A 26771-nucleotide genomic window follows, 5' to 3' on the forward strand; every position below is an offset into this window, starting at 1 on the left:
GAGGCACGGACAATCCGAGCCTCGGTGTGGTGTGCCGCTCTCCGCAGGTCCCCGGGTCGAGCCGCCAACCTGCGCGGTTGCGCGTCGTTGGCGCGTCTGACGAGCTCACCCCCTAAGCTGACCGGGTGAACGCCAGTGAACCCCCGGTGCCACCCGATTCGGACCTGCCCACGCTGCGGGATCCGATCCTCGTGGCCGCCTTCGAAGGCTGGAACGACGCGGCCGACGCGGCAAGTGGGGCAGTCGAGCACCTGGAGCTGATCTGGGACGCGCAGCCGCTCGCGGAGCTGGACTCCGAGGATTACTACGATTACCAGGTGAACCGGCCGACGGTACGCCAGGTCGACGGCGTGACCCGCGAAATTCACTGGCCGTCCACCATGCTCTCGGTGTGCTCGCCCCCCGGCAGCGAACGCGATGTGGTGCTGCTGCGCGGCGTCGAACCCAATATGCGGTGGCGCAGTTTCTGCAATGACCTGCTCGAATTCGTGGAGCAGCTGGATGTGACGACGGTGGTGATCCTCGGCGCGCTGCTGGCCGATACCCCGCACACCCGGCCCGTTCCCGTCACCGGCACCGCCTATAACAAGGAAGCCGCCGAGCGCTTCAACCTCGAGCAGACCCGCTACGAGGGACCGACCGGTATCACCGGAGTACTACAGGATGCCTGCGTGCGCGCGGGTGTGCCGGCCATCTCCTTCTGGGCCGCGGTGCCGCACTACGTTTCTCAGCCGCCGAATCCCAAGGCGGTCATCGCCCTGCTGCACCGGGTCGAGGATGTCCTCGATGTCGAAGTGCCGCTGGGTGGTCTGCCCGAGCAGGCCGAGGAGTGGGAGGGCACGGTCAATGAAATGACCACCGGCGATGAGGAAATCGCCGAATACGTGCGCTCACTGGAGGAGCGCGGCGACGCCGAGGTGGACCTCAACGAGGCCATGGCCAAGATCGACGGCGATGCCATCGCGGCCGAATTCGAGAAATATCTCCGCCGGCGCGGGCGCGGCGGCTTCGGTCTCTGAGCTGAAAATGCAGCGGCGCTGGCCGTTTGGAGCACGGCCAGCCACGCGGCTCATGAGCTTCGCTGAATGCTTTCGGTAACGCCGATCGGCGTGAGGTTCCAGGCCTGCGCCCTCAGTGCTCCACGGCCCACACCTGCGCTGCTGCCTCATGAGCCAGTTTCGCGATGAGGATATCTCGCGGAATCGTCTGGCCGGCAAGGTGATCGAGTGACGGCACCACCACATGGTGAGCATCGGCACGCTTGAGTTCGGCGGTCAGCTCCGCGAATGCGGTGCCGTCGCCGGGGGTCGATTCATGGAACGTCGCGGCGAAACAGAATCCTGCCGATTGGGCCAGGCTGGTCATTGCGTCCTCCAGCTCTTCACTGCACCCATCAGCCAGATCGTCACGCACGTACCCATAGATCAACGCTTCCACCCGAACCTCCGTTGGATTGGGGATCGCTGTCCTGTCGTGTGCCCTTTTCAAGCATGGCGTTCTCTCGGATGCAATTGCAGATGTCAACCCACTGACATCGACGTGCCCTATCCGGGTCCACGAGAGGGTAACTGGTGAGATACTACAGAGCGTGTCCGCTGTCGATGATCGACCTGTCTGGGCTGTCCGAATGCGCGCCGAACGTGATGCTCGGGGGTGGTCACAAGCCGACGCCGTGCGCGCCATGCGGGGTAAGTCGAGCCACAATCTGCCAACGGACAGCACACTTTTGCGCAACTGGCGGCGCTGGGAATCGGGGGAATCCCGGCCCGATGATTTCTACGCACCCATCATCGCGGCCTCCTTCGATACGGTGACCGCCGCTTTCTTCCCCAAGGCCCGGCCGAATCGGGATGACGAGCTACTTTCCGCCACCGGGATGGACACGCTCGAATTCATTGGGCGGCTACGGATGTCCGATGTGTCCTCCGCGACCCTGGATGCGATCCACATCACCGCAGACCGGCTGTGTTCGGAGTATCCGTGCGCCGATCCGCACGAGCTACATTCCGAGGGCACCGCATGGTTGCGGCGCATTACCTCCCTACTGGACGGTCGGCTTACTCTCGCGCAGCATCGCGAAGTTCTGGTGCTGGCCGGCTGGGTCGCCCTACTGGTCGGTTGTGTTGATTACGATCTGGGCTGGCGCACCGCCGCGGAAGCCACTCGCAGAGCGGCACTCTCACTGGGCCAGGAGGCCGAGCACGCCGAAATCATCGGCTGGGGCGCCGAAATGGCCGCCTGGTTCGCCTCGACGCAGGCCAACTATCGCGGCGCCATCGAAACCGCCGAGGCCGCACACGCCAGCACCGAACACCTCGGCGTGGGTGTGCAGCTGGCCGCCCAGCGGGCCAAGGCCTGGGCGCGGCTGGGTGATCGGCGCGAGATGGAAGCGGCACTCGCCCAGGGGCGTTCGATTCTCGACCGGCTCGACCATCCGGCCAATCTGGACAATCACTTCGTGGTCGATCCGCAGAAGTTCGATTTCTATGCCATGGACTGCTGCCGCGTCGCCGGTGATGACCGCCTCGCCGAAAGCTATGCCCGCCAGGTAATTCTGACCTCCACCCGCCCCGACGGCACCATACGCAAACCCATGCGGGTCGCCGAGGCGCATCTCACCCTCGCGGTCGTCGCGGTGCACGACCGCAATCTGGAGCTCGCGCTGGACGAAGGTATGCGGGCGTTCACCGGTAAGCGCCGCTCACTGCCCTCGCTCATGTGGATCGCCGGGGAGACCGCGCGCGAAATGATCCAGCACTTCCCGAGCGACCCGCGCACCCGGACCTATCTGGATCAGCTGCGCGCGCTCGCTGCGGGCTGAATCCGCCACCGTCCGCACTCGAGGCAACCCGGGTCCATTCCGGTTACGCTCCAGCCCATGGACTTCAGTCTGTGGACCTGCGCTACCCGCGGGCACGAGACCTATGCCCCCGACGAGCCCGAGTTCGCCGCGCGCCTGCACGTCGCCACCCCGGCCGGTGAATCCTGGCGCTGCCTGCGCTGTGGTGACTTCGTCCCCGGCGAACCCCGCCGCCACGGCCCCGCCGACAATGCCCCGGAGGTACCGCGGGGACGGCTGCTGCGCGACCGCGTCATCATGCGCCTGCTCGCCCTCGAGCGCATCTTCCGCGCCCTGGTGCTGCTGCTGGTCGGTGCGGGTGTGCTCAAACTGCGCGGTTCCCAGGAACACTGGCGTACGAAGTGGGGCGAGGAACTGCCCCTGATTCGGCAGCTGGCCGACCAGATCGGCTGGGACCCCGACCATTCCAAGATCGTGCACTGGGTCGACAAGGCCTTCACCCTCTCCCCCGCCACGCTGATCTGGGTGGCCGTGGCGCTGTTCGCCTACGCCGCGATACAGCTCACCGAGGCGGTCGGCCTCTGGCTGGTCAAGCGCTGGGGCGAATACTTCGCCGTCATCGCCACCAGCATCTTCCTGCCGCTGGAGATCTACGAACTCACCGAGAAGATCACCTTCCTGCGCGCCTCCGCCCTGCTGATCAACCTGGCGGCGGTCATCTGGCTGCTCTGGAGCAAGAGCCTCTTCGGCCTCAATGGCGGTTCCCGCGCGTACTACGCCGAGCATCACACGGAAAGCCTTCTCACCGTGGAACGTTCGGCCGTCGCCGCCAAGGCGGAGTCCGCGGCCGCGAGCTGAGGCAGATCCACGGTTACGGACACGCCGCCTTTTCGGAGCTCGACGCCGCGGCCTCGACTTGTTTCGCCAGGTCTCGGCCTAGCAGGATGGCGGGCGGTCGAAGGTGCGGAGGAATGATGGCGGACTGGGAATCCGATCGGGATCGGGTGGCGACGGTGGCCGAACTGGTCGCGCCCGAGGTGCCGGGAATTGCCGCGGCGGTCCGTGCGGCGGCCGATCGCGATCACGCGGATCGGGACGAGGATCACGACTGCAAGTGGCATCAGGCCCAGGCGCAGGCCGAATTGGTCGGCGGGGTCGGGGATGCGGGCTTGCTGGGGTGGTTCTACTACCAGGACGATTACGGGGATGTGCGCGAGGTCCTGCGGGCGGTGCCGACGTTTCCGCAGGATCTCTCCTGGGACTGGTACGAACCGTTCCTGGCCGAGCGGGCGCCGTACGAGCACGACACCTTCGGCGCCATAGAACGGTTCTTGGAGCTGATCGGCGAGCGGTGTTTCGCGATCGGGACGACCGTGGCCGCGCTCGAGAACGTCACCGACAACTACGCACTGGTCTTCGTGCCCGCCGACCGCGCCGAAGCCCTGACCGCCGTCGGATCGGACGTGGTCCGGGTGGTCCGCCTCGGCTGCTGGACCGGGCTGCACGCGGACCTGCCGGACTGAGCGCGCGGCAGGCAGGCGCGCCGACACCCGCCGCAATGCCATCCCACTCGGTGGGCAGTACTAATCTTTCCCGGTGACCGAGTCCGCTGACCGATTGCTGACCGACCCCGGAGGGGCCGGGGTCGAGGAGTTTCCGCATGCCGATCGGCTGCGGTTGTTCTCCTTCGCCACGGCCGAGAAGCGGGGCGACTACCTGTGGGTATTGCGCGCTTTCGATATGGCGCGCGGGGCCTATGTGGTGCTGCTGCACGCCTCCGACGTTGTCGAGACGCTCGGTCGTTGCCCGGGTGGTCCGGCGCTGACGCCCACCGAGGTGGGGCCGTTGCTCGAGCAGCTGCACCAGTGGGGGGTGCTGGAGCGCAGTTACGACGGGACCAGGGCCGCGACATTGGCCGAGTACCGCAATCGGCACTTCGTATATCAGTTCTCGCAGGCCGGTTTTCAGGCATATCGGGCAGTGTCAGAGGTGCTGGAGGCGCGGTTGGACGAGGCGTCGCTGTCGCGACTGGTACTGCCGGAGCTGCTCTCGGATCTGCACACCCTCGCCGAGGCGAACAGCAGCGGGGACGCGCCCCGGGTGTACCGGGTGCTCAATCGCCTGGACCGGGCGCTGTCGGATCTGGCGGATCGCGCGGCGCACTTCTATCTGACGCTCGGCGATCTGGTGCGCACCACCGAGGCCACGCCCGAGGCCTTCCTGGCGCACAAGGACGCACTGCTCGCGCATATGCGGGAGTTCTCCATGGACCTGGCGCGGTTCGCACCGCGCCTGGCCGCCGCGATTCGCGAGGTCGAGGAGACCGGGGTCGACGATCTCATCGAGCGCGCGGCCCGGTGTGATGAGCGGGTACTGCTCAATACCGCTGAGCGCCAATCCGATTGGCGGGCGCGCTGGCAGGGGCTGCGGTCCTGGTTCGTGGGCGACGGCAGTGAGGGCGGCCTCACCGAATGCGAGCGGCTGCGCGAGGCCACCATGAGCGCCATCGCCGCGGTGCTCTCGCTGCTGCGCCGGGTGACCGAGACGCGCAAGGGCGGAGTCAGCCGGGAGTCGGCGCTGCGGCATCTGGCCGGCTGGTTCACGGCCGCGCCCACCGGCGATGCCGCGCACGCGCTCTACGATGCCGTATTCGGCCTGGGACGACCACGCCATCTCGCCATGCATCATCCCGATGCCGATATCATTCCGGCCATCCGATCCTGGTGGGACGCACCACCCCTGGAGATCGCCCGCACCCTCGCCGAGACCGGACGACCGCCCACACCGGGCGCCCCCGCGCGGCTGCAGCGCAATGACGCCGGCATCCGCCGCCTGCGCGACGCCCAGCTCGACTCACAGCGGGCCCGCGCCGCCGCCGCACGCTCACTGGCCAGCGCCGATGTGCACGAGCGCGAACTCGACGAACGTGAGACCGAGGTCCTGCTGCGCCTGATCGACGCCGCCTCCACCGCCTGGGTGCCGGTGAGCGGACGCGTCTCGGGCACAACAGGTTCCGACAGCGGCGTCACCCTCACCGTGACCGAATGCGAGGGCTCCACCGCCGTCCGCACCGCCCGCGGCCTCCTGCACCTCAACAACCGCCGCCTCCAGGTCCGCGAGACTGTCTCCACCCGCACCAGCAAGTCGCCGGGGCGGGCGGCCACCCGCGCATCAGGCACCGGCGGCGGACACGATCCCGCAGGCCACCGCGACCTCGAGTCCTCCTCGCGCAGTGCCGAATCCACCTCCGCCCGCAGCGGCGCAACACTGCCCGAGGCCGACGACGGACACGAGCCCGTGAGCGGGCCCACCACCCGTCACTCCGAGTCCTCCTCCCGCAGTGCCGGATACACCTCCTTGACCAGCGGCGCGACCGTGCCCGTGGACGATGCCGACGACGGGGCGGTGGAGGACTGATGCATGCGCGCACTATCGACTCGCTGGCGCTGGACAGTTATCAGCGCGCTGCCCGGGTGGTGCTGGCCAATCACCTCATCACGCGCAATTATCCGGATCGTATTGCGCTGCCGCTGATTCGGCGGTGGGCGACGGAGTTGCGGGAGGATCTGGCCGAGCTGTTCGGGTATCGGCTCGAGGTCACCGAGACGACGGCGCGGCTGTTCCCGGTGCTGGATCAGCTCGATCCGGGGCGGCCGGCGCGGACGACCGCGGATCGGCTCTTCGATCGCCGCCGCTATGCGTATCTAGCGCTGGCGCTGGCCGCGCTGGGACGGGCGGGCGATCAGATCACGCTGTCGGAGTTGGCCGCTCAGGTCGGGTCGTACACCGAGCGGGTGGACGGGCTGGATCTGGCGTCGGATCGCGCGGCGGACCGGGATGCGTTCGTGGACGCGGTGGGCTGGCTGGCGGCACGCGGCGCGGTCACCCTCGCCGATGGTGATGCGGGCGGCTGGGCGAGCGATCCCGAAGCGGGCGAAGCGCTGTACGATATCGACCGCTCGGTGGTGTTCGCCCTGTTCCGGCCGCCGCGCGCGCTGCAGCATCTGCAGAGTGTCGGCGGGCTGCTCGGCGAGGAGGCCGGGGGCGGTGATGCCCGTTCTCCCGCAATGGCGCTGGCCTCGCGATCGGTGCGGCGCGCACTGGTCGAACAGCCGGTCGTCTATCTCGACGATCTGTCCGAACCGCATCGCTCCCTGCTCGGCCAGGAGAAGCTGGTGCACGAGGTCGAACTGGTGACCGGACTGCGCGCCGAGCGCCGCGCCGAAGGTGTTGCGCTCATCGACAGTTCGGGGCGGCTCTCGGATGTGCGTTTCCCGGGCACCGGCACGCTCGCCCAGGTGGCCCTGCTGCTGGCGGGTGAAATCGCCGACCTGGTACTGGATCTCGACGCCCCGGTCGCTCGCATCCCCCGGCCCGAGGTGCCGATCGCCGATCTGGTGGAGCAGCTCGACAGCGCCATCCCCAGCGCCACCGTCTTCGCGCCGCTCGCCGATCCGTTCGACATCTTTGCGACCGAAGAGGATTCGGAGCAGCAGGAACAGGAGCCGGAAATCCCGGAGTACCCGTTCATCGGCTCGGACTGGATCCGCGACACGGTGCAGATGCTCGCCAAGCGCTACGGCGCGACCTTCGCGGCGCAGTGGCAGGCCGATGTCCCCGGGCTCACCACCGAGGTCATCTCGCTGCTGGAACGCCTGCGGCTGGTGGAATCGGTCAACTCTCCCGACCTGGGTGCGGGCCTGATCATTCTGCCCGCGCTGGCCCGCTACCGCGGCGCCATCGTGACCATCCGCACCCGCTCGGAGTCCGAATTGTTCATCTCGCCGGGCGATGTCGGGGAACCCGACCCCGCACCGGCACTTGTCTCGTCAGAGAAGGGATCCGGGAACTGATGGCCGACCTCATTCACGGTGGAGTCCGCTTCGTCCCCACCCGCGCGGGCATTATCAACCTGTGGGACTACCGCGATCAGGAGTTCTGCTTCGCGGACGGGCGCATCGTACTGCGCGGGCCCAACGGGTCCGGTAAGACCAAGGCGCTGGAGGTGCTGTTCCCGTTCGTGCTGGACGGGCGCATCGAACCGCGGCGGCTCAATCCGTTCGCGGGTGAAGAGCGCACCATGAAGTCGAATCTGCTGTACCGCAAGCAGGAATCGGCGTACTCGTACGTGTGGATGGAGTTCGCGCGCGGCACCTGGGCCGAACCGGAGACGGTGACCGTCGGCATCGGTATGCGCGCCACCCGCTCCTCCGACAAGGTGACACGCTGGTACTTCGTCGCGGACGGCCGTGTCGGCGTGGACTTCTCACTGCTCGGCCCGGACGATCGCCCGCTCACCCGTAAGCAGCTGGCCGAGCAGATCGGCGGCGACGCCATCATGGATCGGCCCGTCGAATACCGGGCCGCGATCGACGCCCGCATGTTCGGGCTGGGGCAGCAGCGCTACGACCAGCTCATCAATCTGATTCTCACACTGCGCCGCCCGCAGCTGGCCAAGAATCTGGACCCGCGCGGACTGTCGCAGGCGCTCACCGATGGTCTGCGGCCCCTGGACGAGCAGCTGATCCTGGACGCCGCCCGCTCCTTCAGCGATATGGAGGAGGTCGGGCGCACCCTGGAGGGCCTGGTCCAGGCCGACAGCGCCACCCGCGCCTTTGTCGGCGTGTACCGCAAATACCTTGCCGTGCAAGCGAAGACCGATATCGACCAGGTCCGCGTGCGACTGGACGCGGTCACCCACGCCGGCACCGCACTGCATGCCGCCGCCGCACTGCGCCAGCGCCGCGACGCCGACCGCGCCGCCGTCGAAACCCGCGCCGAGGATGCCGACCGCGCCTACGAGCAGGCGCTGTCCGATCGCGAAACCCTGCAGCGCTCGAGCGCCTACGAGGGCAAGCAGCAGCTCGACGATCTCGCCGATGCCGTCCGCCGGCTGGAGACCTCCTCCGCGGTGCACCGGGACAAGGCGCTCAAGGCCCGCCAGACCGTTGATCAGCGCGCCCAGGAGTCCGAACGCGCCCAGGCCGCCGTGCAGCACGCCACCTCCGCCCTGTCGCGCGGTGAGGACGAATTGCGCTCCGCCGCAGAGGAAGCGGGCATCGGCTGGACCGCCCTGCCCGAACAGGCCCGCACCGAACACCTGACCACCACCGTCCGCAGTCACGCCGAGGAGCGCGATGCCGACGTCCGCGCCGTGCGCCGCGCCCTCACCATGGTCGACGCGGCCACTACCGAACGCACCCGCGCCGAACGGGCCGCCCAGCGCGCCACCGAATTGCGTGAGGCCGCCGGAGCCGAACTCGCCCAGGCCGAAGCCTCCGTCGTGCTGGCCCGCTCCGATACCGCCATCTCCCTGCGTGATTGGTGGGACACCCACCGCGAGGTCTACTCCCCCATCCGCGAGGGCCTCTTCGAAGCCCTCAACGACGCCCTCGCCCACGCGGGCACCGAACACCTCGCACCACAGCGCACCAGCGCCGCAGCCGGAATGCTCAACGCCACAGGGGCTTCCGCAGGAGGTAAGGGCCGCAATCGCAAGGGTGCGGCAGACAGCCAGGGGCCGAACGCGACAGGCTCCGCTGGCAGCGCGGCGGGCCCGCAGGGCGTATCGAGCACCGACGGCAGCGATTCCGCGGCGGGTAAGGCCGTCGTTACCGGCGAAGCCGCTGGGGCTCCCACCGATTCGTCCTCCGACGAAGCCGCAGTTCTCGCCACGCCCGCCGAGGTGCTCGCCGACCGCACCGAGCCGCTGACCGAGGAGATTCGCACCCGCCGCCAGGAGGCCCGGGCGCTCGCCGCGCAGGCCAAAGCCCGCGCCGCCGAACTCCGTGCCGAACGTGAGCAGGTCGCCGCCGAACACGATGATGCGCCAACGGCATTCCCGGCCCGCACCGACCCGCGCACAGCCGACCGCCCCGGCGCACCCCTGTGGCGCCTGGTCCGCTTCGCCGACACGATCACCCCCGAGGCCGCCGCAGGCATCGAAGCAGCCCTGCAGGCCGCCAATCTCCTCGACGCCTGGGTCTGCGCCGACACCGAACTGCCGGAACACACTTCCGACCAGTTCCTGCATCCCCTGCCGAAGGCCCAGCGCCCCTCCGGCCGCACCCTCGCCGATGTCCTGGTGGTGGAGGATGATTCGGCCGCCCTGACCGTCCCGCGCCAGACCGTCGCCGACGTTCTCGCCAGTATCGCCCTGCACGAGTCCGATTCGTCCGGCCGTGCAGGCGGGTCCGATTCGTCCGGCCATGCAGTTGGGCCCGAATCATCCGGCCGTGCAGTTGGGTCCGAATCATCCGGCCGTGCAGTTGGGTCCGAATCATCCGGGCATGCAGTTGGGTCCGAATCATCCGGGCATGCAGTTGGGTCCGAATCATCCGGGCATGCAGGTGGGTCCGAATCATCCGGGCATGCAGGTGGGTCCGAATTGGCAGGGCGTACGGGCGGGAAGAGCGCGGCGGCACAGAAGGCCTCCGCGCACCCGCCTGTCGGCGGCGCGGACAGCTCTGCGGCCGAGCGGAGTTCGGCGTCCGGCGCGCGGGCCTCCGAGTTCGCACCGGTGGCGGCACTCGCCGCCGGCGCAGCGGATGGTGCGCACGTCGCCATCGCCACCGATGGACGGTACCGCCAGGGTGTTCAGGTCGGCCGCCACGTCAAGGCGGACGCGGAGTTCATCGGCACCACCGCGCGGGCCCGCCGCCGGGAGCTGCGGCTCGCGGAGTTGGCCGCGGCCATCGAGGCGGCGGAGGAGTCGGTCCGCGATGCCCAGGATGCCGAGCAAGCCGCCACGGCGGAGCTGGCGCGGGTTTCGGCTGCGGCCAAGGCACTTCCGCGCACCACCGCCGTCACCGCCGCGCTGCGCGCCGTTTCCGAAGCCGCGGGCATGCTGCGGTCGCGGTCGGAGGCGGCGGCGCAGGCCGAGCGGGATCTCGATCAGGCGGTCAGCGAGTACTCCGGCGCCGATAAGAAGGTGCGCGCCATCGCGGCCGACCACCGGGCGCCGCGGGATCCGGCCGAGCTGGACGCACTGGCGGCGGCCGTGCGGCACTTCGAGAATGCGGGCACGGCGCTGCTGCGCCTGCGCGGGGACCATCAGCGCGAGCACGAGCGGTCACGGGAATCGGGCGATCGGCTCGATGAGGCGAACGATCTCGCGGAGGCGTTCGCCGAGGAGGCCGAGGCGGCGCGCAGCGGTTACGAGGAGCAGCAGCGGAAGCTGGAGACGCTGCGGGAGGCGCTCGGTGCGGGCGCGGCCGATATCGACCGTGAACTCGAGCGGGCCCGCGAACGGATCGATGCCGCACGCGCGGAACAGAAATCGGCCCGCAAGGCCGCGCACGAGGCCATCGAGGCGGTCGGCACCGCGGAGGGCGCCCATCGCGCGGCGCACGACACGCTCGGCACGGCGCTCACCGAATTGCTGGCCGATGTGCGGCATCTGGCCCCGTACGCACGACCGGATCTGCTGAGCCTGCTCGGCGCACCGGTCGAGAGTCGCTGGCCCAGTAGCGATGCCGCCTGGTCCACCCCCGAGCAGCTGCTGTACCGCATCGAGAACGGCGATCCCGAACAGGAACCGGCCGTGCTGCCCGAGGATATCGCGGCCCTGTTCGAGAACCTCGCCGCGGCAACGGCTTCGGTACGGGCCGGGGAGGCCACCCGCAAGTCCACCCGCAGCGCGGTCACCACCGCCCTGCAGGAGTTCGATGCGGCCCTGACCGCGGCCCGCCAGGATTACCGCCTGCACTGGGACGCCGCCGACGGTCTCACCGTGGTGCAGGTGCACGATGACCACGGGCTGTCCGCACTGGCCGATTTCGCCGAGCGGATCGGCGGGGCGCGCCGGGATCAGGAGCTGCTGCTCACCGATTCCGAACGCCGCATCCTGGAGGACGCACTGCTCACCGGCCTGGCCCAGCAGATCCACGAACGCACCAGCGATGCACGCGATCTCATCAATCGCATGGGCATGGAGATGAAGCAGCGGCGCATGTCCTCGGGCAATACCATCGGCGTGCACTGGGTGCTGGCCGATACGCTCTCGGAGCCGGCGCGCGCGGTGTGCAAGCTGCTGGACCGCGATTCCTCCGAGCTGGTCCCGGACGATCTGGCCACCATCCGTTCGCATTTCGCGGCCGAGATTCGCGCGGCCCGCGCCGCGCATCCGGAGCGGTCGTTCCCGGAGATCCTGGCGGCCACATTGGATTACCGCACCTGGCGGGTGTTCTCGTTCACCATCATCACCGCCGACGGCACCGAGGACCGGCTCACCGTGGCCCGGCACAGCGCGCTGTCGGGCGGTGAGCAGTCGGTCTCCCTGCACCTGCCGCTGTTCGCCGCCGCACACGTCATGCTCGATTCGGCCGATCCGCAGGCCCCGCGCCTGCTCGCGCTGGACGAGGCGTTCGCGGGTGTGGACGACAACGGCCGCAGCGAACTGCTCGGCCTGTCGGTGCAATTCGATCTGGATCTGTTCATGACCGGTTACGACCTCTGGATCACCTATCCGCACGTTCCCGGCTGCGCGCACTACGATCTGGCGCATTCGGCGGCCGAGAACACGGTCAGCGCAACGCTGCTGGTGTGGGACAGTGATGATCTGCTGGCCGAGCACGACGGTTCCGATCTCACCGCCGCACTCGGCTCGCCCAACCGCCGCCGCCTCCCCCATCGTGTCGAAGGCGCCATCGCGCTGCTCTGATCACCGCCGCAGATCCAGCGCCGATCGCATCCCGAAATGTCGCGATACCGCCGTCCGGACAGGTCCGCCGTCCGGGCGGCGGGGTCTTCTGTGTCCCAACAACTCCCGACAAATCGGCCAGGTATCGGCTTCGTCCGCGTTGCCCTGTTCGTCCCCCGCGTCACGATCGAAACCCGTCCAGTGGCCTGGACGCCGTGACCGCGAGCATCCCTGACACCCGGTCCGGAACGACCCTGGTAAACACCCCGGGCGCCAGCGGATTACGCGTGTCGCGGCGCGGCACGCCGTAAGGATTGGCCTATCGGCAAATCAACAGTTTCGCCAATGGCGGTGTATCGACTACAAATGTTTTCCGTGCCGATCCTTATCGAGTTCACCTGCCAGCGATCGAAACTCCCGGGACGGGGGACCCGATGACGATCGATCATCCGCTGGAGGACGACGTCTCCGTCCTCGCTCGGCGGGTCGAGAAGGCGCGCGGAAGGCTCGCCTACCAATTCGACCCCGCCCTCACCGAAGCTCTCTCCGAAAACGAACTCACCGCCGAGCGCCAACTAGCCGAGCGCATCCGCAACGAGGACCGCGCCCAGCGCCTCAAGCAGGTCGAGGCCGCCGCCGCCACGGCCGACCGCGCTCGCCAGACCACCGTAGAGATTGAGAAGGCCGACATTCGCGACTTGCTGATGGCTCGCAAGGCGATCGCCGCACAGCGGCGAGAATCGAGCCCGCACGCCAAACTGGCATCGCTGTACAAGCATCGCGGGTGGTCACTGCGCGCGCTGGCCGGTGTCGTCGCAGCCGGAATGCTCTGGTCCGCAGTCAATGTCCAGCACAATATCGCTCCCGGCGGCGCCTCGGACCCGCTGTTCTGGTTCAGCTACCTGCTCGAAGGGATGATCAGCGTCTGCCTGATCATCATCATGATCGGCACCAACAAGGTCGCCGAGTGGGGCGTCATCGACAGCACCAAGCAGGTCGTGGCCGCCGAAATGGCGCTGCTGGGCCTGACGGTCACCCTGAACACGTACCCGTACTTGAAGATCGGCAGCTGGTACGACGTCTCCGTGCACGCCATCGCGCCGGTGATGATCGGTGTCGCGCTGCTGATCCACAATGCCGCCAGCGCGCGCTACGGGCTCGCCATCGTCCGGGCGACGGATCAGATCCGGGATCTGCCCGATCCGGCCGAGACGATCCGCCGCACGCTGCCCAGCACGGTCGCCTGGCCGCAGCGGCCCACCGCCTCGGCGCCGACCATGGGCCAGCCCGCCCAGGCCCTCAACGCCGCGCCTGAGGCCGAGACGAGCCGTCCGGTGGATACCAGCCGGATCGTGGAGAGCGAGCCCGAACCCGTTTCGGTCAAGCCGACCCCGAAACCCGCTCCCAAGAAGGAAGAACGGACGTCGGCGACCAAATCCGCCAAATCGCCCGAACCGGAAGCCCTCGCCGACCTCAATGACGGTATGCCGCCGCTGAACGTCTACGACACCGGGCAATTCCGCATCGCCGAGACCCTCGAACAGGAACTCGCCGAACTCCAGGCCGCCCGCCGCCGCGCCCGCGCCGCAGCCCGCGCCCGCAATGGAGGAACCGACCTCGAGTAAAGCGCACACACTCCGGCACAGCCGCCACCGCCCGCAGGATCACCCAGCGGGCGGCAGCGGCATTTCTGTCGTAGTCAACGCAATAGCGTTGTGCCGCTGGACCACTCGGCAGTGCGCTCCCGGAAGGCTTGCACTGCAGCAGATGTCGGCGACTCAGCTCGCCGACACCTACCGCGTGGTCCGGGGGCGCCTCAGCGCGCGAGCTGCTCCCCCGCGCGCCGTGGTGTGAGATCGGCGGCGGTCAGGCCCGAGAAGTCGCGCAGGCCGACATGATTGCGGTCCGCGCAGCTGCCCAGGGAGTGATCGGGGTGCAGGCCGAGGTATTGGCGGCGGGTGCGGGTGCTCCAGCGCCGCGCGGCTTCGCCGGCGGTCTTGTAGAAGTTGGCCATGTAGCCGCCCTCGTAGAGTCGCAGCAGGGTGTAGCCGCCGGGGTACTCCTTCACGGCGGCCACCTCGAGGAATTCCACGTTCGCTCCGGAATCCGCGCGGGTCACCCGATTTCGGTGGGTATGACCGCTGTGGTGCAGGAAAACACCCGGGGCCGAGCGGTAGAGCGTCTGCAAGGCCGCCGCATTCGCCCTGTCGAGCACGAAACCCGGTCCGCCGGGGTTGCTTATCGCCGCGTGCGTCGTGATCGGGTGGTGGCCGAATACGAGCGTCGGCCGGTCCGGGTCGGCGCGCAGGATATCGGTGAGCCGCCCGAGCTGAGCGGATCCGAGGGTGCCGCCGCCGCGCGGGCGCGGGCGATTGGTGTCGAGTCCGAGCAGCCGCAGTCCGCCGGCGAAGTATTCGCCGAGTTCCTGGTACGGGTAGAAGACCGCACCCCAGTGATCGGGTTCGTCCTTGGGCGGCATGTCGTGATTGCCACGGCAGACGAAGTAGTCCGAACCCAGCTCGCCCCAGGTATCCAAATGCGCACGGACGGCGACGGATTGGGCGAAGGTCCCGGAGTCGGTGAGATCGCCCGCGGCGATGAGGTGATCGGCTGCGCGCCCGGGCCCGCGCAGTTCGTCCAGAACGGCGCGGAGCATGAACTCCGGATGCTGCTGGGTTTCGTGCCGCAACCCATCGATCAGTCCGGATACCAGCAGACCGCTGCGGTCCTCGCCGAGATGCAGATCATTGCTGAGCGCGAGGGTGCGCAGCAGCCGGCCGGGCGGCGGTGTGAGCGTGGTGAAAACCCCGGTGGATTCCGGTGTTCCGGAGCGCCGCGTAACCAGCGTGCGCGCGGGCACCGCCCGGCTCCCGCCGGAATAGGCCTCGAAGCGGTAGGCCCGCCCCGGCTCCAGCCCGCCGATCTCCGCGTAGTGGTAGGCGGTGCGCCGGGAGTCGAGGTATCGCACCGCGGGTGCGGCGTAGCCGTCCGCGGGTCCGATGCGCACCTCGGTATCGGCAGGCGCCGGTTGCAGCCGCCCCGCGCGATTGCGGACCCGTGAGGTCCACGTGAGCACGACCGAGGTATCGGTGACGGTGACCACTTCCAGATCGGAGGCGGTCACCGAATCCCGTTGGATCCCGGGGGTATAGGTGGCGAATACCGGGCGCTGGGAGTGCATCGCCACCGCCGTCACGGCGGTGGCGGCATTGGCCAGCCAGAGGGTTCGAAGTCGCGGGTCCAGCATGGGGATCTCCGTCCGCCGCTCAACAGCTATACCGCGACGGTACGGTTACCGGTTGAACGCTGCGGTGCCCGAACATGGCCGATCAGCTTCCGGTACCAGACATTTCACCTGCACGCCCCACCGGGGCGGTATTCAGCGACCGCGCACGGGGTGGTCGGCGGGAACCACGACGGCCGGGCGCGGCTGCGCGGGGGTGCCCGAATGCTGGGCGTAACCGAGCCAGCCGGTGCCCACGAACACCGCGAGCAGGACGGCGGTGGGAAGTTCCAGCAGCAGCCAGCCGGGGGCGAGCACGGATTGGCGGATGGTGCGGTACTCGGGGACGGGCTGGCGGCGCGAGGTTCGAACCGGTGGGCGCTGCCGCCCCAGACTGCCGTTCCCCGAGCTGTGTTGCTGCCTGCCCACCCATGCCTCCGTAGCTAGAAATGTGCTGAACCCAAGGATGCCGAATCAACGACCCGCACACAGCGGTGATCGACCGGACAACAGAATGTCCGGTCCTTTTCTCAGCGCTGGCTCGCGTCCGGTAGTCGGGCCGGGCAGGGCATTCCAGGCAGGGTGACACGCTCGAAGTGCCACCACTCATTGTCGTAGGTGCGGCACAGACCCCAGCGATTTCCGTTGTCCTCCAACCACTGTGCGCCCGCGCGCGGACCCACATCGATGGCCTGACCGGATACGTGGGTGGACTCCTCGGGCGGCAGCACCCACTGACGCGCCGCATCGGGACTGCCGTAGGTGCGAATTCCGTCCTCCCACAGTGCCTCCTGCTGACCGGGGGTCCGGTAGCCGGAGGTGATGGAGAGCGACACGCCCTCGGACTGCGCTTCGGCGGCCGCCTGTTCGTAGGCGGTGGCCAGCAGCGGGTCGAGACCATCGGTCTCGGCGGCGACGGCGGCGCCGGACTGCGCACCGGATCCGGGCTGCACACTCGCGGGTGCGGCATGCGCGCCGGGCGCACCTGCGCCGAGCAGACCGGCGCCCGCGCACAGCGCGAGGGTCGCGGTCAGCAGCGCCGCCCGGCCGGGGGCCGAATCTGCCCGATGCGCAGGCATTTCGGCCTGCGCCCTCGGCATTTCGTCACGGCCGTCAACCCGCATGCAGTCGTCTCCCTCGCTCAGATTCGCTCCTTGGACCGCTCTCGCACCCGCAGTGCGATCGGCTTCTGGGTTTCGGCGAAGAAGTCATTGCCCTTGTCGTCTACGACGATGAAGGCCGGGAAGTCCTCGACCTCGATCTTCCAGACTGCTTCCATGCCGAGTTCAGGGTATTCGAGAACTTCGACGGATTTGATGCAGTCGAGGGCGAGTCGCGCCGCGGGTCCGCCGATCGAGCCGAGATAGAAGCCGCCGTGCTCCTTGCAGGCCCGGGTGACCTGCGCCGAGCGATTGCCCTTGGCCAGCATGACGTGCGAGCCGCCGGCGGCCTGGAACTGGTCCACATAGGAGTCCATGCGCCCGGCGGTGGTGGGGCCGAAGGAGCCGGAGGCATAACCCTCGGGAGTCTTGGCGGGACCGGCGTAGTAGACGGCCATCTCGCGCAGGTACTCCGGCATGGGCTCGCCCGCGTCGAGGCGCTCCTTGATCTTGGCGTGCGCGATATCGCGCGCCACGACCAGCGGACCGGTCAGCGAAAGACGGGTCTTCACCGGGTATTTCGACAGCTCGTCGCGAATCTCCGCCATCGGCCGGTTGAGGTCGATCTTGACCACATCGCCGCCGAGGATGGAATCGGTCTGCTCCGGAAGGTACTGCGCCGGTTCACGTTCCAGCTGCTCCAGGAATACGCCCTCGGCGGTGATCTTGGCGCGCGCCTGGCGGTCGGCCGAGCAGGACACGGCGATGGCGACCGGCAGCGAGGCGCCGTGGCGCGGCAGGCGGATGACGCGCACATCGTGGCAGAAGTACTTGCCGCCGAACTGCGCACCGATGCCGAAGGACTGGGTGAGCTTGAAGACCTGCTCCTCGAGCTCCAGATCCCGGAAGCCGTGCGCGGACATGGAGCCCTCGGTCGGCATATTGTCCAGGTAGTGCGCGGAGGCGTATTTCGCTGTCTTCAAGGCGAATTCGGCGCTGGTGCCGCCGATGACGACCGCCAGGTGGTAGGGCGGGCAGGCCGCGGTGCCGAGCGAGCGGATCTTCTCGTCCAGGAATTCCAGCATGCGATCGGGGTTCAGGATCGCCTTGGTCTCCTGGAACAGGAACGACTTGTTGGCCGACCCGCCGCCCTTGGCCATGAACAGGAACTTGTACGCCGGATGCGCAGGATCGCCCGCGTCCGAGTACAACTCGACCTGTGCGGGCAGGTTCTGCCCGGTGTTCTTCTCATCCCACATGGTGATGGGCGCGAGCTGCGAGTACCGCAGGTTCAACTTCGTGTAGGCGTCGAACACACCGCGCGAAATCCACTCGGCGTCATCGGCTCCGGTGAGCACACCCTCGGACTTCTTGCCCATGACGATGGCCGTGCCGGTGTCCTGGCACATGGGCAGGATGCCGCCCGCGGAGATATTGACGTTCTTCAGCAGATCCAGCGCCACGAACCGGTCGTTACCGCTGGCCTCGGGATCATCGATGATCTTGCGCAGCTGCCGCAGATGCGCGGGCCGCAGGTAATGGCTGATGTCATGCATCGCCTCCGCGGTGAGCAACCGCAGCGCCTCCGGCTCCACCTGCAAAAAGGTTCGCCCGCCGGCCTCGAACGTACTGACCCCCTCGGTGGTCAGCAATCGATAGGGCGTGTCATCGGCACCGATCGGCAGCAGATCCGAGTACAGGAAGTCAGGCGCGGTCACTGGTCGCACTCCTCGAGCAGGGCCGAGCCGAAGCCCAGCCGACGGTTCAAGCAGAGAGACTCTATCCAGCCCGCCCAGAACCCCTCCGCACAGGCAAGCCTTAACTGTGGCCGCAGGTCACCCGATATGGGTGCCCAAGTGCGGATTTGTGTGAATCGGCGATGACTTTGTGCGAATCGGCACAGGTTGCACCTTCAAGTCCAGCGGTGTTACCTGTCATGATGCGCTTGTTCGCGTCGGGGAGGATTTAGCATGAACGCAGAACCCGGGAGTGGAACCGTGACCGAAACCCGTTGGCTCGACAATGTCGAGACGCGCGCGTGGCTCGGATTCGTGTTCACCCGCGACCTCATCGCCGCCGCGGTCGGACGCGACTCGCTGCGCGAATCCAACCTCACCTATGTCGAATACACCGTGCTGGCCCGCCTCGCCGATGCCACCGATCACCGTCGCAGCTTCGCCGAACTGGCGGCCGTCCTGGAATGGTCGCAGAGCCGGCTCTCGCATCAGATCACCCGAATGGAGAAGCGCGGGTTGGTAGCTCGCGAGTCCATTCCCGATGACGCCCGCCGCACCGCGGCCGTCCTCACCGCCAAGGGCGAGCTGGTGCTCGCGGGCGCGGCCCCCGCACACGTGGAAAGCGTGCGCCGCCACATGATCGACGTTCTCGACAGCGGTCAGCTGACCGCCCTGGCCGACATATACGACACTCTGCTCGCACACCACAGAAGACCCGACACGCGAAACCCCCGGTGAAGATCACACCCGGCCCGGCAAAATACCTCTCGACCGGCGTTTGGTTTGGCACACGGGGGGTACTGGGTAAGACTAGGCTCGGCACCGGCTTCCGACGGCGGTCGGCACCGAGCGCACGGTCGGCAAACCGGCCGCGCCGTGCTAGTTGGAGTGAGCGTGCACCCGACCTGGCCTTAGCGAAAGGGGCAGGAGTTTCCATGTCCGACGTGTCCATGAGCCTCTCGGCGGATTCACTGCCCGCGAGTTCTGTCGACAATCTGCTCCCGCAGCTCGTCGAACACTTGCGGCAGAACCGCACCGAATTGCGCGAGGAGTGGGCCCGTCGTATCACCGATGCCCAGCTCCTGACCGCCATGACCCCGGAGGAGATCTTCTCCGAAGCCACCTCCGTCTACGACAACTACGTCGAGGTGCTCGAGACCGGTAGCGTCGAAGCGCTGCAGGCCTACGCACGCGATCTGTCCGAGCGCATCATCCCCCGGGGCGTCGAGACCGACGAGGTCGTCGGCATCGTGCTCCTGCTGCGAGATGTGCTCGCCCGCAGCCTCTTCGAGAAGTACCAGACCGACTTCGAACTGCTGAAGCTGGTGCTCGACGCGTACGAACCGGCCGCCAACCGCATCGCCAATACTGTGGCCGTGTCCTTCGTGCAGGAACGCGAGCGTGTCATTCGCCAGCAGCAAGAGGCGATTCGCGAGCTGTCCACCCCCGTGCTGCAGGTGCGCGAGCAGCTGCTCATCCTGCCCATCATCGGCGTGCTGGATTCGCAACGTGCGAGGCAGCTCACCGAACAGCTGCTGCGGGCCATCCGGGCCAATCGAGCCAAGGTCGTCGTCATCGATATCACCGGTGTGCCGGCAATCGACTCGACGGTCGCGAACCACCTGGTGCAAACCGTCGACGCCTCGGGCCTGATGGGCGCGAACGTGATCATTACCGGCCTGTCGTCGGAAATCGCGCTCACGCTGGTCACCATCGGGCTGGACCTGTCGAAGATGAATGCCGTCGGTGACCTTCAGGGCGGTATCGAAGAGGCGGAGCGACTGCTCGGTTACGAGGTGTCGCGAGTTCCCGCCGATCGCGACGGACGGTAAACCGGGCCAGCCAGATGCCGGTACCCATTCTGAAGCAGGGCACCTATCTCATCGCGTCGGTGCAGTCCGCACTCACCGACGCCGATACCGAACGCTTGCAGGACGACTTGATGAAGTACGTCAGCAAGTATCGGGCCCAGGGAATCATTGTCGATGTCACTGCAATCGACGTAATGGATTCCTTCGCTGCGAGATCGCTGCGTACCATCGCCCACATGACCAAGCTGAGAGGCGCGGAAACGGTCATTGTCGGCCTGCAACCCGAGGTCGCCTTCGCCATGGTTCAGCTCGGTCTCACCTTCGAGGGCATGCACACCGCCCTCGATCTCGAAGAAGGGTTGGCCTGGCTCAACCACAAGATCAATAACCGCGGCCAACGAGACGGTCGTGATCGTGGCCGCTGAAGTCGTGGTGATCGCGGTGAAGGTGTCCAACGACATTGTGACCGCTCGGCAGGCGGGGCTCGAGATGGCAAGCACTCTGGGCTTCTCGCTCTCCGATCGCACCATGATTGCGACCGCAATCTCGGAAGTCGCACGCAATATCACGAGTTATGCAGGGACAGGCGAGATTCGGCTCACCGTCGGAGATCGCGAGGGCCGCCGCTCCATGGTGGTGCAGGCGCAGGACCAAGGCCCCGGCATTGTCGATATTCCCCGCGCCCTCGAAGACGGCTACTCCACCGGACGCGGTCTCGGACTCGGGCTTCCGGGTGCGCGCCGCCTCATGGACGGCCTCGCGATCACCTCCGAACCGGGCCAGGGCACGCTCGTAGAGATGTGGAAGTGGGTGCCCCACGGTGCGTGAGGACGGCTTCATCGGCGCGGTCGAATGGGCCGTCGCCGGACGCGCACTACCCGGGCAGCGCGTCTCCGGAGACCGGTCGGTCGTCCTCGACGCGGGCGGTGGCTCAGTGCTTTTCGCGGTCCTGGACGGGCTGGGCCACGGCGCCGCGGCGGCCGACGCCTCCGATCGCGCGGCACAGGTGCTTGCCGAGAATCGTGCCGAACCGCTGGACGTGCTGATCCTGCTCTGTCACCGCGCCATGGCCGATACCCGGGGCGCCGCGGTCTCGCTGGCGCTGTTCGACACCGCCGATCGGCTGCACTGGCTGGGGGTGGGTAATGTCGAAACCCGTATCGTCGCAGCGGCTCCCGGCAAACCGGCCATTCGCGCGGCGGCGCTGCTGTCGGCGGGCATCGTCGGCTACCTGCTGCCGCCGAACCTGCAATCACAGACCGTGGCGGTACGGCCCGGCGATCTGCTGCTCATGTCCACGGACGGCATCACCAGCGACTACTCCGATCGCATCGACCTAGCCAAGCCCACCTCCGAGATCACCGCCGATATTCTCGCGCGCCATGCCAAGGACACCGATGACGCCCTGGTGCTGGCGGCACGCCATCGCGGCCATCTCAGCCCGGGCCGCTCCATTCTGAGCCAGGCCAGCCAAAGTCATTCGGTCACACACCATTCCAGCCCGGTACGCCCGAGCTCCACCCCTCCTGGGCCACCGGCATGAGCTCGGTGCTGGCGGCGTTCCGTGACGCGTACACCGGTGCGCTACGCCTGCATCTGCGCGCACCCACCCAGAACACCCTGGCCGAGGGGTACGAACTCGGACGGCGGGCACTGGTCGAGGGTGTGAGCATTCTCGACCTCACCGAACACCACTTCCGGATTCTCGAGCAGGAGGGCCTGCTCCCGGTCAATGACGACGTCCGGTCCGAGGCCGCCCTCGAATTCCTGCTGCAGACCATGGCCGCCCTGGACGTGGCCACCCGCGGTTTCCTCGACGGCAATCGCCGCTACGAGCAACAGCGTTCGCGCGCAGACGATCTCGCGGGCCGCGACGCCTTCCGCACCGCCCTGGTGGAATCGCTGCAGGACGGTTTCTTCGTCGTCGACGCCGAAGGCACTCTGGTCGAGGTCAATTCGTCGTTCGGCGCGCTCACCGGTTACGGCCCCGACGGCGCCCCCTACGCCCTCCCCCACCCCTGGACCACCGCCGAGACGCCGCGCTACCCCGATCTCGGCACCGATGCCGCCCGCTTCGTCACCCCGATCCGGCACCGCGACGGCCGCCGCATCTGGCTGGCCGTCTCCACCAGCTCACTGGTGAAACCGGAGAACGGCGAGCGCATCTTCGTCGGCACCATTCGCGATGTCACCGCCGAACACGATGCGCAAGCGCGTGATCAGGCGGTATCGCGACTGGCCACCGTGGTCGGCACCGCCACCAGCGTGGTCGAGGTGCTCGGTGTCGGCCTGGAGGAATTGCGCCGCACCATAGGCGCGGAATCGGCGGTCGTCTCGGTCTGGCCACACGGGCAGACCGCACCGGATCTCTATGTCTCCGAGGACAATCCGCAACTGGAATCGGCGCCCGCGCACGCCAAGCCGCTGCGCGCGGGTGCGGCGGGCCGAACACCGGACGGCAGGGAATCTCGGCAGGTGCTCGATGCGCGCGCCCGCGCCCTGCTGGATCGGGCGCGATTGCGGCCCGGGCGGACCATGTTCGCCATCCCCGAGGGCACCGACAGTTCGGAGGGAATTGTCGCGCCGCTCGGCGAGGCCGGCGATTCCGCGCTGTGGCTGCGCTTCGCCGCGCCGCGCGTCATCACCCCCGACGACTGGGCGCTGTTCTCGCTGCTGGTCGGGCATCTGAGTCTGGCCGTACAGCGCGCCCGGAACTTCGATCAGGCCCGCTCCACCTCACTCACCCTGCAGCGGGCCATGCTCGGCCCGATCGAACTGCCGCCGCGTTTCTCGGTGCACTACGAGCCCGCCCTGCCGCCGCTGGAGATCGGCGGCGACTGGTACGACGTGGTGCGCCTGGAGGACGGCACGCTGGGCGTGGTGGTGGGCGACTGCGTGGGCCGTGGTCTCGCCGCCGCCGTGGTCATGGGCCAATTGCGCACTGCGGCAAGGGCATTGCTGCTGCGCGGTGCGGGCCCCGCCCAGCTGCTCGCGGAACTGGATACGGTGGCCGCCCGCATACCGGGAGCCATGTGCACCACGGTGTGCGCCGCCATCCTGGACCCGGAGCGCGGGCTGGTGCGCTATTCCAGCGCCGGGCATATGCCGCTGGTGCTGGCCGAACCGGGAACGCGCGGCAGACTTCTGGAGGGCGGCCGCGCGGTTCCGCTGGCGACCTTCGATCCGCCGCGCCGCCCCGAGGCCACCACCGCCATGGCGCCCGGCTCCACCCTGGTGCTGTTCACCGATGGCCTGGTCGAGGAGCGCGGCGTCGATATAGACGATCGGTTCGTGGAACTTGGCGACGAATTGACCAGCGCGGCGGGACAATTGCCGCGCGAGGTCGCCGATTCGGTGCTGTCGCGGCTGCGCCCCGCAGGCGGCTACGACGATGATGTGGCGCTCGTGGTCTACCGCCAGCCGCCCGCCCCACTGCATTTGGATGTGCCGTCCACTGCGAGCGAATTGTCCGGTATGCGGCGAAAACTGAAATACTGGCTCGCCGCGGCCGCCGTCCCGCACGGTGCCGCCACCGATCTGATCGCCGCCGCCAATGAGGCGTGCAGCAACAGCATCGAACACGCCTATCGCGAGGGCGCGGCCGGCCGGGTCCTGCTCACCGCCGAAACCGGAGTCGACACAGTCACTCTCGTGGTCACCGATACCGGGACCTGGCGCCCGCAACCGTCCGATCCCGGCCATCGCGGCCGCGGTATCACCATGATGCGCGCGCTCACCGACCAACTCGATATCGACCTCACCGGCCCCGGCACCCGGGTAGCAATGACCACACGATTGCCCGCAGTGTCTTTTTCTGCCGCGAGTCGCGTGTAAACATAGAAGGCACATATGCGCCACAGCCTTCGCAATTCCGCAGAAACGGCGCGGTAACTGGGTCTTTCGCACAACTCCGGCTACCGAACCGATACCGATGTGGCAGACGATGCAGCACGAACGGACGGATCATGGCAGATTGTTCTAACGTGACCAATACATCCGGAGACGCGTATCCCCTCGGCGAGACGATGACTACGACGGTCACCGTGCACGACGGCGCGACGGTGCTTGCCGTGATCGGCGAGGTCGATCTCGCGACGGCGCCCGCGCTCGAGAATGCGATCGAATCGACCCTGGCCGGGAAACCGGGCGCTCTCGTCATCGATCTGTCCGAGGTGAGCTTCCTGGCCTCCGCGGGCATGGCGGCGCTGGTTGCCGCGCATCAGCGTGCCGGTGGGACCCGCATCGCCGTGGTCGCCGACGGGCCCGCTACCAGTCGGCAGCTGCGAATGACCAATCTGGACCAGGTCTTCTCGATGCATCCGACGCTCGACGAGGCGCTGTCGGCGCTCACCACGAACTGAACCCCCGCAACGACAAAGCCCGCGATATCGCCGCCAGCAGCGGATATCGCGGGCTCTCTCTTGCTCGGGCGCGGTTGCTCAGTCGCAGATGGTGCGCAGCTGCTCGACCAGCTTGACGCGCTCGTCCTTGGTGCCGGCCAGGGGCACCACATTGAGGGCGGTCACACCGGCCTCGCGGAATGCGGCGACGCGCTCCTTCACGAAGGACGCCGAACCGATCAGGCTGACATCGCGCACCAGCTCGTCGGGAACGACCTTGGCGGCCTCGTCCTTCTTGCCCGCCAGGTACAGCTCCTGGATGCGGTCCGCCTCGGCGCCGTAGCCGTACTTGGTGGCGAGGGTGTGATAGAAGTTCTTGCCCTTGGCGCCCATACCGCCGATGTACAGCGCCAGATGCGGCTTCACGAATTCGCGCAGCGGCTCCACATTGTCGCCGATGGCCAGCGGCGGACCGGCGAAGACCTCGAGCTTGCCCAGCGCCGGATCACGCTTGGCCAGACCGTTTTTCAGCGACTGACCCCAGATGTCGTCGGCCTTCTCCGGCAGGAAGAAGATGGGCTGCCAGCCCTCGGCCATTTCCGCGGCCAGCTCGACGTTCTTGGGTCCCAGCGCCGCCAGCAGCACCGGAATGTTCTCGCGCACAGGGTGATTGATGAGCTTGAGCGGCTTGCCCAGACCGGTGCCCTTTTCCGCGGGCAGCGGAATGGTGTAGTACTTGCCGTTGTACTCCAGGCGCTCCCGCCGCCACACCTTGCGGCAGATCTCCAGGACCTCGCGGGTGCGGCCGATCGGCGCGTCATAGGGCACGCCGTGGAAACCCTCGATGACCTGCGGGCCCGAGGCGCCGAGGCCGAGAATGAAACGGCCGTCCGACACATAGTCCAGACCGGCGGCCGTCATGGCCGTCAGGGTGGGCGTCCGGGTGTAGAGCTGCATGATGCCCGAAGCCAGCTGCACCCGTTCGGTCTTCGCGGCCAGATAGCCCAGCCCGCTCACCGCGTCGAACGAATACGCCTCGGGCACGAACACGATATCGAGGCCGGCCCGTTCGAGGTCGGCGACCTCGGCGGCTACCTCTTTGAAGCCGTCGGTGTAATTGATCGACAATCCGATACGCATGATTTGGACCTTACCGACACCATCCCAGCCATCTCCCAGCGGCACCGGGCCGGTACGGTAGGCGGCGAATCTCGCACCGTTCCACGCACTCTCGAGGAGGCCCTTTCTCATGACTCAGGACGCCGCGCAGGCCATCACCACCTTCGGTGACTCGACACTGCAGGGCTACCTGGATGAGCTGGCCGCCAAGGTGCCCGCGCCGGGTGGCGGCGCGGTCGCCGCGCTGCACGCCGCGCAGGGCGCCGCGCTCGTCGCCATGGTCGCGCGCTACACCACCCGCGCCAAGGATGCCGAGAACCGGCCGGTCATCGACCGCATCATTCTGGCCGCCGATATCGCCCGCGATCGCGCGCTCGCACTGGCCGACGCCGATGCCGCCGCCTTCACCGCGGTCGGTTTCGCCTACAAGATGGCCAAGGAGACCGAGGCGCAGCAGGCCGCGCGCACCGAGGCCATTACCGCCGCCCTGCTCGGCGCGGCCCGCGTGCCCGCCGCCGTGGTCGCCGCGGCCGATGAAGTCGTCTCCCTCGCAACGGAACTGCTTCCCATCGGCAACCCCAATGTGGTGACCGATATCGGCGCCGCGGCCGATGCCGCCAGGTCCGCCGCCGCCACTTCGCAGCTCAATATCGCGATCAATGTGGCGTCACTGGGCGTCGGCGCGGGCGCGGAGTTCGCCCCGGTGCTCACCCAGATCGACGAGGTCATCGCCCGCGCGGACGCACTGCACAACGATGTGGTCGCGGCCATCACCGGCTGAGCCATTCAACACTCTTCCGAAAAACGTGCCCTGCTTCCCCGTGGAGCAGGGCACGTTTTTTCTGTGGCACGGCATCCGTTTTCCGTGCTCTCAGCGGCCCGGCTAATACCTGGCCGCCTCGTTATCCCCAAGTGTCCACGCCGTGTGGAATGTCACGAAGCGAGAACATTTCCATAGGAAAGGGATAATCAGGTCATAGTCTGAGCTCCCAGAACCACACC

Annotated in this window: 21 protein-coding genes and 1 pseudogene; 16 read left to right on the forward strand and 6 right to left on the reverse strand. The window is 67.8% G+C overall.

Annotated features, from left to right (window positions below):
• Positions 1-125: 125 nt before the first annotated feature.
• Entirely contained in the window at positions 126-1019 is an 894-nt protein-coding gene (locus OG326_RS26890; protein WP_297615655.1) for a PAC2 family protein, read from the forward strand.
• Positions 1020-1131: 112 nt separating this feature from the next.
• Here the strand turns inward: OG326_RS26890 and OG326_RS26895 are convergent, their stop codons facing one another.
• Positions 1132-1437 (reverse strand): hypothetical protein, encoded by a 306-nt coding sequence (locus OG326_RS26895; RefSeq protein WP_327139905.1) that lies wholly within the window; start codon positions 1435-1437, stop codon positions 1132-1134.
• 151 nt (positions 1438-1588) lie between these two features.
• Here OG326_RS26895 and OG326_RS26900 point away from each other — a divergent pair, with 151 nt between their 5' ends.
• From OG326_RS26900 to OG326_RS26930, 7 genes and pseudogenes are all read left to right on the forward strand, one after another.
• Positions 1589-2821, forward strand: coding sequence for an XRE family transcriptional regulator (locus OG326_RS26900; protein ID WP_327139906.1), 1233 nt, complete (start codon positions 1589-1591; stop codon positions 2819-2821).
• Positions 2822-2878: 57 nt separating this feature from the next.
• On the forward strand, positions 2879-3658 hold the full coding sequence (locus OG326_RS26905) for a DUF2127 domain-containing protein (RefSeq protein ID WP_327139907.1): 780 nt from the start codon (positions 2879-2881) through the stop codon (positions 3656-3658).
• A 113-nt stretch (positions 3659-3771) separates the two neighbouring features.
• A complete protein-coding gene (locus tag OG326_RS26910) occupies positions 3772-4323 on the forward strand; it encodes a DUF6630 family protein (protein WP_327139908.1) in 552 nt (183 codons plus the stop codon).
• A 148-nt stretch (positions 4324-4471) separates the two neighbouring features.
• Positions 4472-5917 (forward strand): annotated as a pseudogene (locus OG326_RS26915) (TIGR02677 family protein); the annotation flags it as partial.
• A 299-nt stretch (positions 5918-6216) separates the two neighbouring features.
• The gene (locus tag OG326_RS26920) at positions 6217-7653 is read left to right on the forward strand and encodes a TIGR02678 family protein (RefSeq protein ID WP_327139909.1); all 1437 of its coding nucleotides are present in this window, start codon (positions 6217-6219) and stop codon (positions 7651-7653) included.
• Positions 7653-12461, forward strand: a complete 4809-nt coding sequence (locus OG326_RS26925; protein ID WP_327139910.1) for an SbcC/MukB-like Walker B domain-containing protein — start codon at positions 7653-7655, stop codon at positions 12459-12461. The genes OG326_RS26920 and OG326_RS26925 overlap by 1 nt, the downstream gene beginning before the upstream one ends.
• Before the next feature lie 413 nt (positions 12462-12874).
• Complete coding sequence (locus OG326_RS26930; protein ID WP_327139911.1) at positions 12875-14065, forward strand: hypothetical protein; 1191 nt, start codon at positions 12875-12877, stop codon at positions 14063-14065.
• 191 nt (positions 14066-14256) lie between these two features.
• Here OG326_RS26930 and OG326_RS26935 read toward each other — a convergent pair whose 3' ends face one another.
• The 4 genes from OG326_RS26935 to OG326_RS26950 all read right to left on the reverse strand — a co-directional run bounded on the left by OG326_RS26935 (position 14257) and on the right by OG326_RS26950 (position 18481).
• Complete coding sequence (locus tag OG326_RS26935; protein WP_327139912.1) at positions 14257-15687, reverse strand: metallophosphoesterase family protein; 1431 nt, start codon at positions 15685-15687, stop codon at positions 14257-14259.
• A gap of 132 nt (positions 15688-15819) precedes the next feature.
• Positions 15820-16092: a hypothetical protein gene (locus tag OG326_RS26940; protein ID WP_327139913.1), complete on the reverse strand. Its 273-nt coding sequence runs from the start codon at positions 16090-16092 to the stop codon at positions 15820-15822.
• Between the two features lie 101 nt (positions 16093-16193).
• Entirely contained in the window at positions 16194-16742 is a 549-nt protein-coding gene (locus tag OG326_RS26945) for a M15 family metallopeptidase (protein WP_442791053.1), read from the reverse strand.
• 62 nt (positions 16743-16804) lie between these two features.
• On the reverse strand, positions 16805-18481 hold the full coding sequence (locus tag OG326_RS26950; protein ID WP_327139914.1) for a fumarate hydratase: 1677 nt from the start codon (positions 18479-18481) through the stop codon (positions 16805-16807).
• 279 nt (positions 18482-18760) lie between these two features.
• Here OG326_RS26950 and OG326_RS26955 point away from each other — a divergent pair, with 279 nt between their 5' ends.
• The 7 genes from OG326_RS26955 to OG326_RS26985 all read left to right on the forward strand — a co-directional run bounded on the left by OG326_RS26955 (position 18761) and on the right by OG326_RS26985 (position 24671).
• Positions 18761-19237 (forward strand): MarR family winged helix-turn-helix transcriptional regulator, encoded by a 477-nt coding sequence (locus tag OG326_RS26955; protein WP_327139915.1) that lies wholly within the window; start codon positions 18761-18763, stop codon positions 19235-19237.
• Positions 19238-19434: 197 nt separating this feature from the next.
• Positions 19435-20331 carry an STAS domain-containing protein gene (locus tag OG326_RS26960; protein WP_327139916.1) on the forward strand — a complete coding sequence of 299 codons (897 nt, stop codon included), beginning with the start codon at positions 19435-19437 and terminating at the stop codon, positions 20329-20331.
• Positions 20332-20345: 14 nt separating this feature from the next.
• The gene (locus tag OG326_RS26965) at positions 20346-20735 is read left to right on the forward strand and encodes an STAS domain-containing protein (RefSeq protein ID WP_297615682.1); all 390 of its coding nucleotides are present in this window, start codon (positions 20346-20348) and stop codon (positions 20733-20735) included.
• Positions 20722-21138 (forward strand): ATP-binding protein, encoded by a 417-nt coding sequence (locus tag OG326_RS26970; RefSeq protein WP_442791054.1) that lies wholly within the window; start codon positions 20722-20724, stop codon positions 21136-21138. The genes OG326_RS26965 and OG326_RS26970 overlap by 14 nt, the downstream gene beginning before the upstream one ends.
• Positions 21131-21853: a SpoIIE family protein phosphatase gene (locus OG326_RS26975; RefSeq protein WP_327139918.1), complete on the forward strand. Its 723-nt coding sequence runs from the start codon at positions 21131-21133 to the stop codon at positions 21851-21853. Before OG326_RS26970 ends, OG326_RS26975 begins: the two co-directional genes overlap by 8 nt.
• A complete protein-coding gene (locus OG326_RS26980) occupies positions 21850-24144 on the forward strand; it encodes a SpoIIE family protein phosphatase (protein WP_327139919.1) in 2295 nt (764 codons plus the stop codon). Before OG326_RS26975 ends, OG326_RS26980 begins: the two co-directional genes overlap by 4 nt.
• 191 nt (positions 24145-24335) lie before the next feature.
• Positions 24336-24671: an STAS domain-containing protein gene (locus OG326_RS26985; protein ID WP_327146596.1), complete on the forward strand. Its 336-nt coding sequence runs from the start codon at positions 24336-24338 to the stop codon at positions 24669-24671.
• Between the two features lie 78 nt (positions 24672-24749).
• Here the strand turns inward: OG326_RS26985 and OG326_RS26990 are convergent, their stop codons facing one another.
• Positions 24750-25790, reverse strand: coding sequence for an LLM class F420-dependent oxidoreductase (locus OG326_RS26990; protein ID WP_327139920.1), 1041 nt, complete (start codon positions 25788-25790; stop codon positions 24750-24752).
• 109 nt (positions 25791-25899) lie between these two features.
• On the opposite strand from OG326_RS26990, the gene OG326_RS26995 reads away from it, so the two are divergent.
• Positions 25900-26550: a cyclodeaminase/cyclohydrolase family protein gene (locus OG326_RS26995; RefSeq protein WP_327139921.1), complete on the forward strand. Its 651-nt coding sequence runs from the start codon at positions 25900-25902 to the stop codon at positions 26548-26550.
• Positions 26551-26771 lie beyond the last annotated feature (221 nt).

Origin of the sequence: Nocardia sp. NBC_01327 (assembly GCF_035958815.1) — a bacterium.
GTDB lineage: Bacteria > Actinomycetota > Actinomycetes > Mycobacteriales > Mycobacteriaceae > Nocardia.

Bases quoted from the DNA above. Each gene is read 5' to 3' on its own strand.
- OG326_RS26960 (WP_327139916.1), top strand. From the start codon at position 19,435: ATGTCCGACGTGTCCATGAGCCTCTCGGCGGATTCACTGCCCGCGAGT.
- OG326_RS26910 (WP_327139908.1), top strand. From the start codon at position 3,772: ATGATGGCGGACTGGGAATCCGATCGGGATCGGGTGGCGACGGTGGCC.
- OG326_RS26985 (WP_327146596.1), top strand. From the start codon at position 24,336: ATGACTACGACGGTCACCGTGCACGACGGCGCGACGGTGCTTGCCGTG.
- OG326_RS26925 (WP_327139910.1), top strand. From the start codon at position 7,653: ATGGCCGACCTCATTCACGGTGGAGTCCGCTTCGTCCCCACCCGCGCG.
- OG326_RS26920 (WP_327139909.1), top strand. From the start codon at position 6,217: ATGCATGCGCGCACTATCGACTCGCTGGCGCTGGACAGTTATCAGCGC.
- OG326_RS26930 (WP_327139911.1), top strand. From the start codon at position 12,875: ATGACGATCGATCATCCGCTGGAGGACGACGTCTCCGTCCTCGCTCGG.
- OG326_RS26935 (WP_327139912.1), bottom strand. From the start codon at position 15,687: ATGCTGGACCCGCGACTTCGAACCCTCTGGCTGGCCAATGCCGCCACC.
- OG326_RS26945 (WP_442791053.1), bottom strand. From the start codon at position 16,742: ATGCCTGCGCATCGGGCAGATTCGGCCCCCGGCCGGGCGGCGCTGCTG.
- OG326_RS26995 (WP_327139921.1), top strand. From the start codon at position 25,900: ATGACTCAGGACGCCGCGCAGGCCATCACCACCTTCGGTGACTCGACA.
- OG326_RS26980 (WP_327139919.1), top strand. From the start codon at position 21,850: ATGAGCTCGGTGCTGGCGGCGTTCCGTGACGCGTACACCGGTGCGCTA.
- OG326_RS26905 (WP_327139907.1), top strand. From the start codon at position 2,879: ATGGACTTCAGTCTGTGGACCTGCGCTACCCGCGGGCACGAGACCTAT.
- OG326_RS26990 (WP_327139920.1), bottom strand. From the start codon at position 25,790: ATGCGTATCGGATTGTCGATCAATTACACCGACGGCTTCAAAGAGGTA.
- OG326_RS26965 (WP_297615682.1), top strand. From the start codon at position 20,346: ATGCCGGTACCCATTCTGAAGCAGGGCACCTATCTCATCGCGTCGGTG.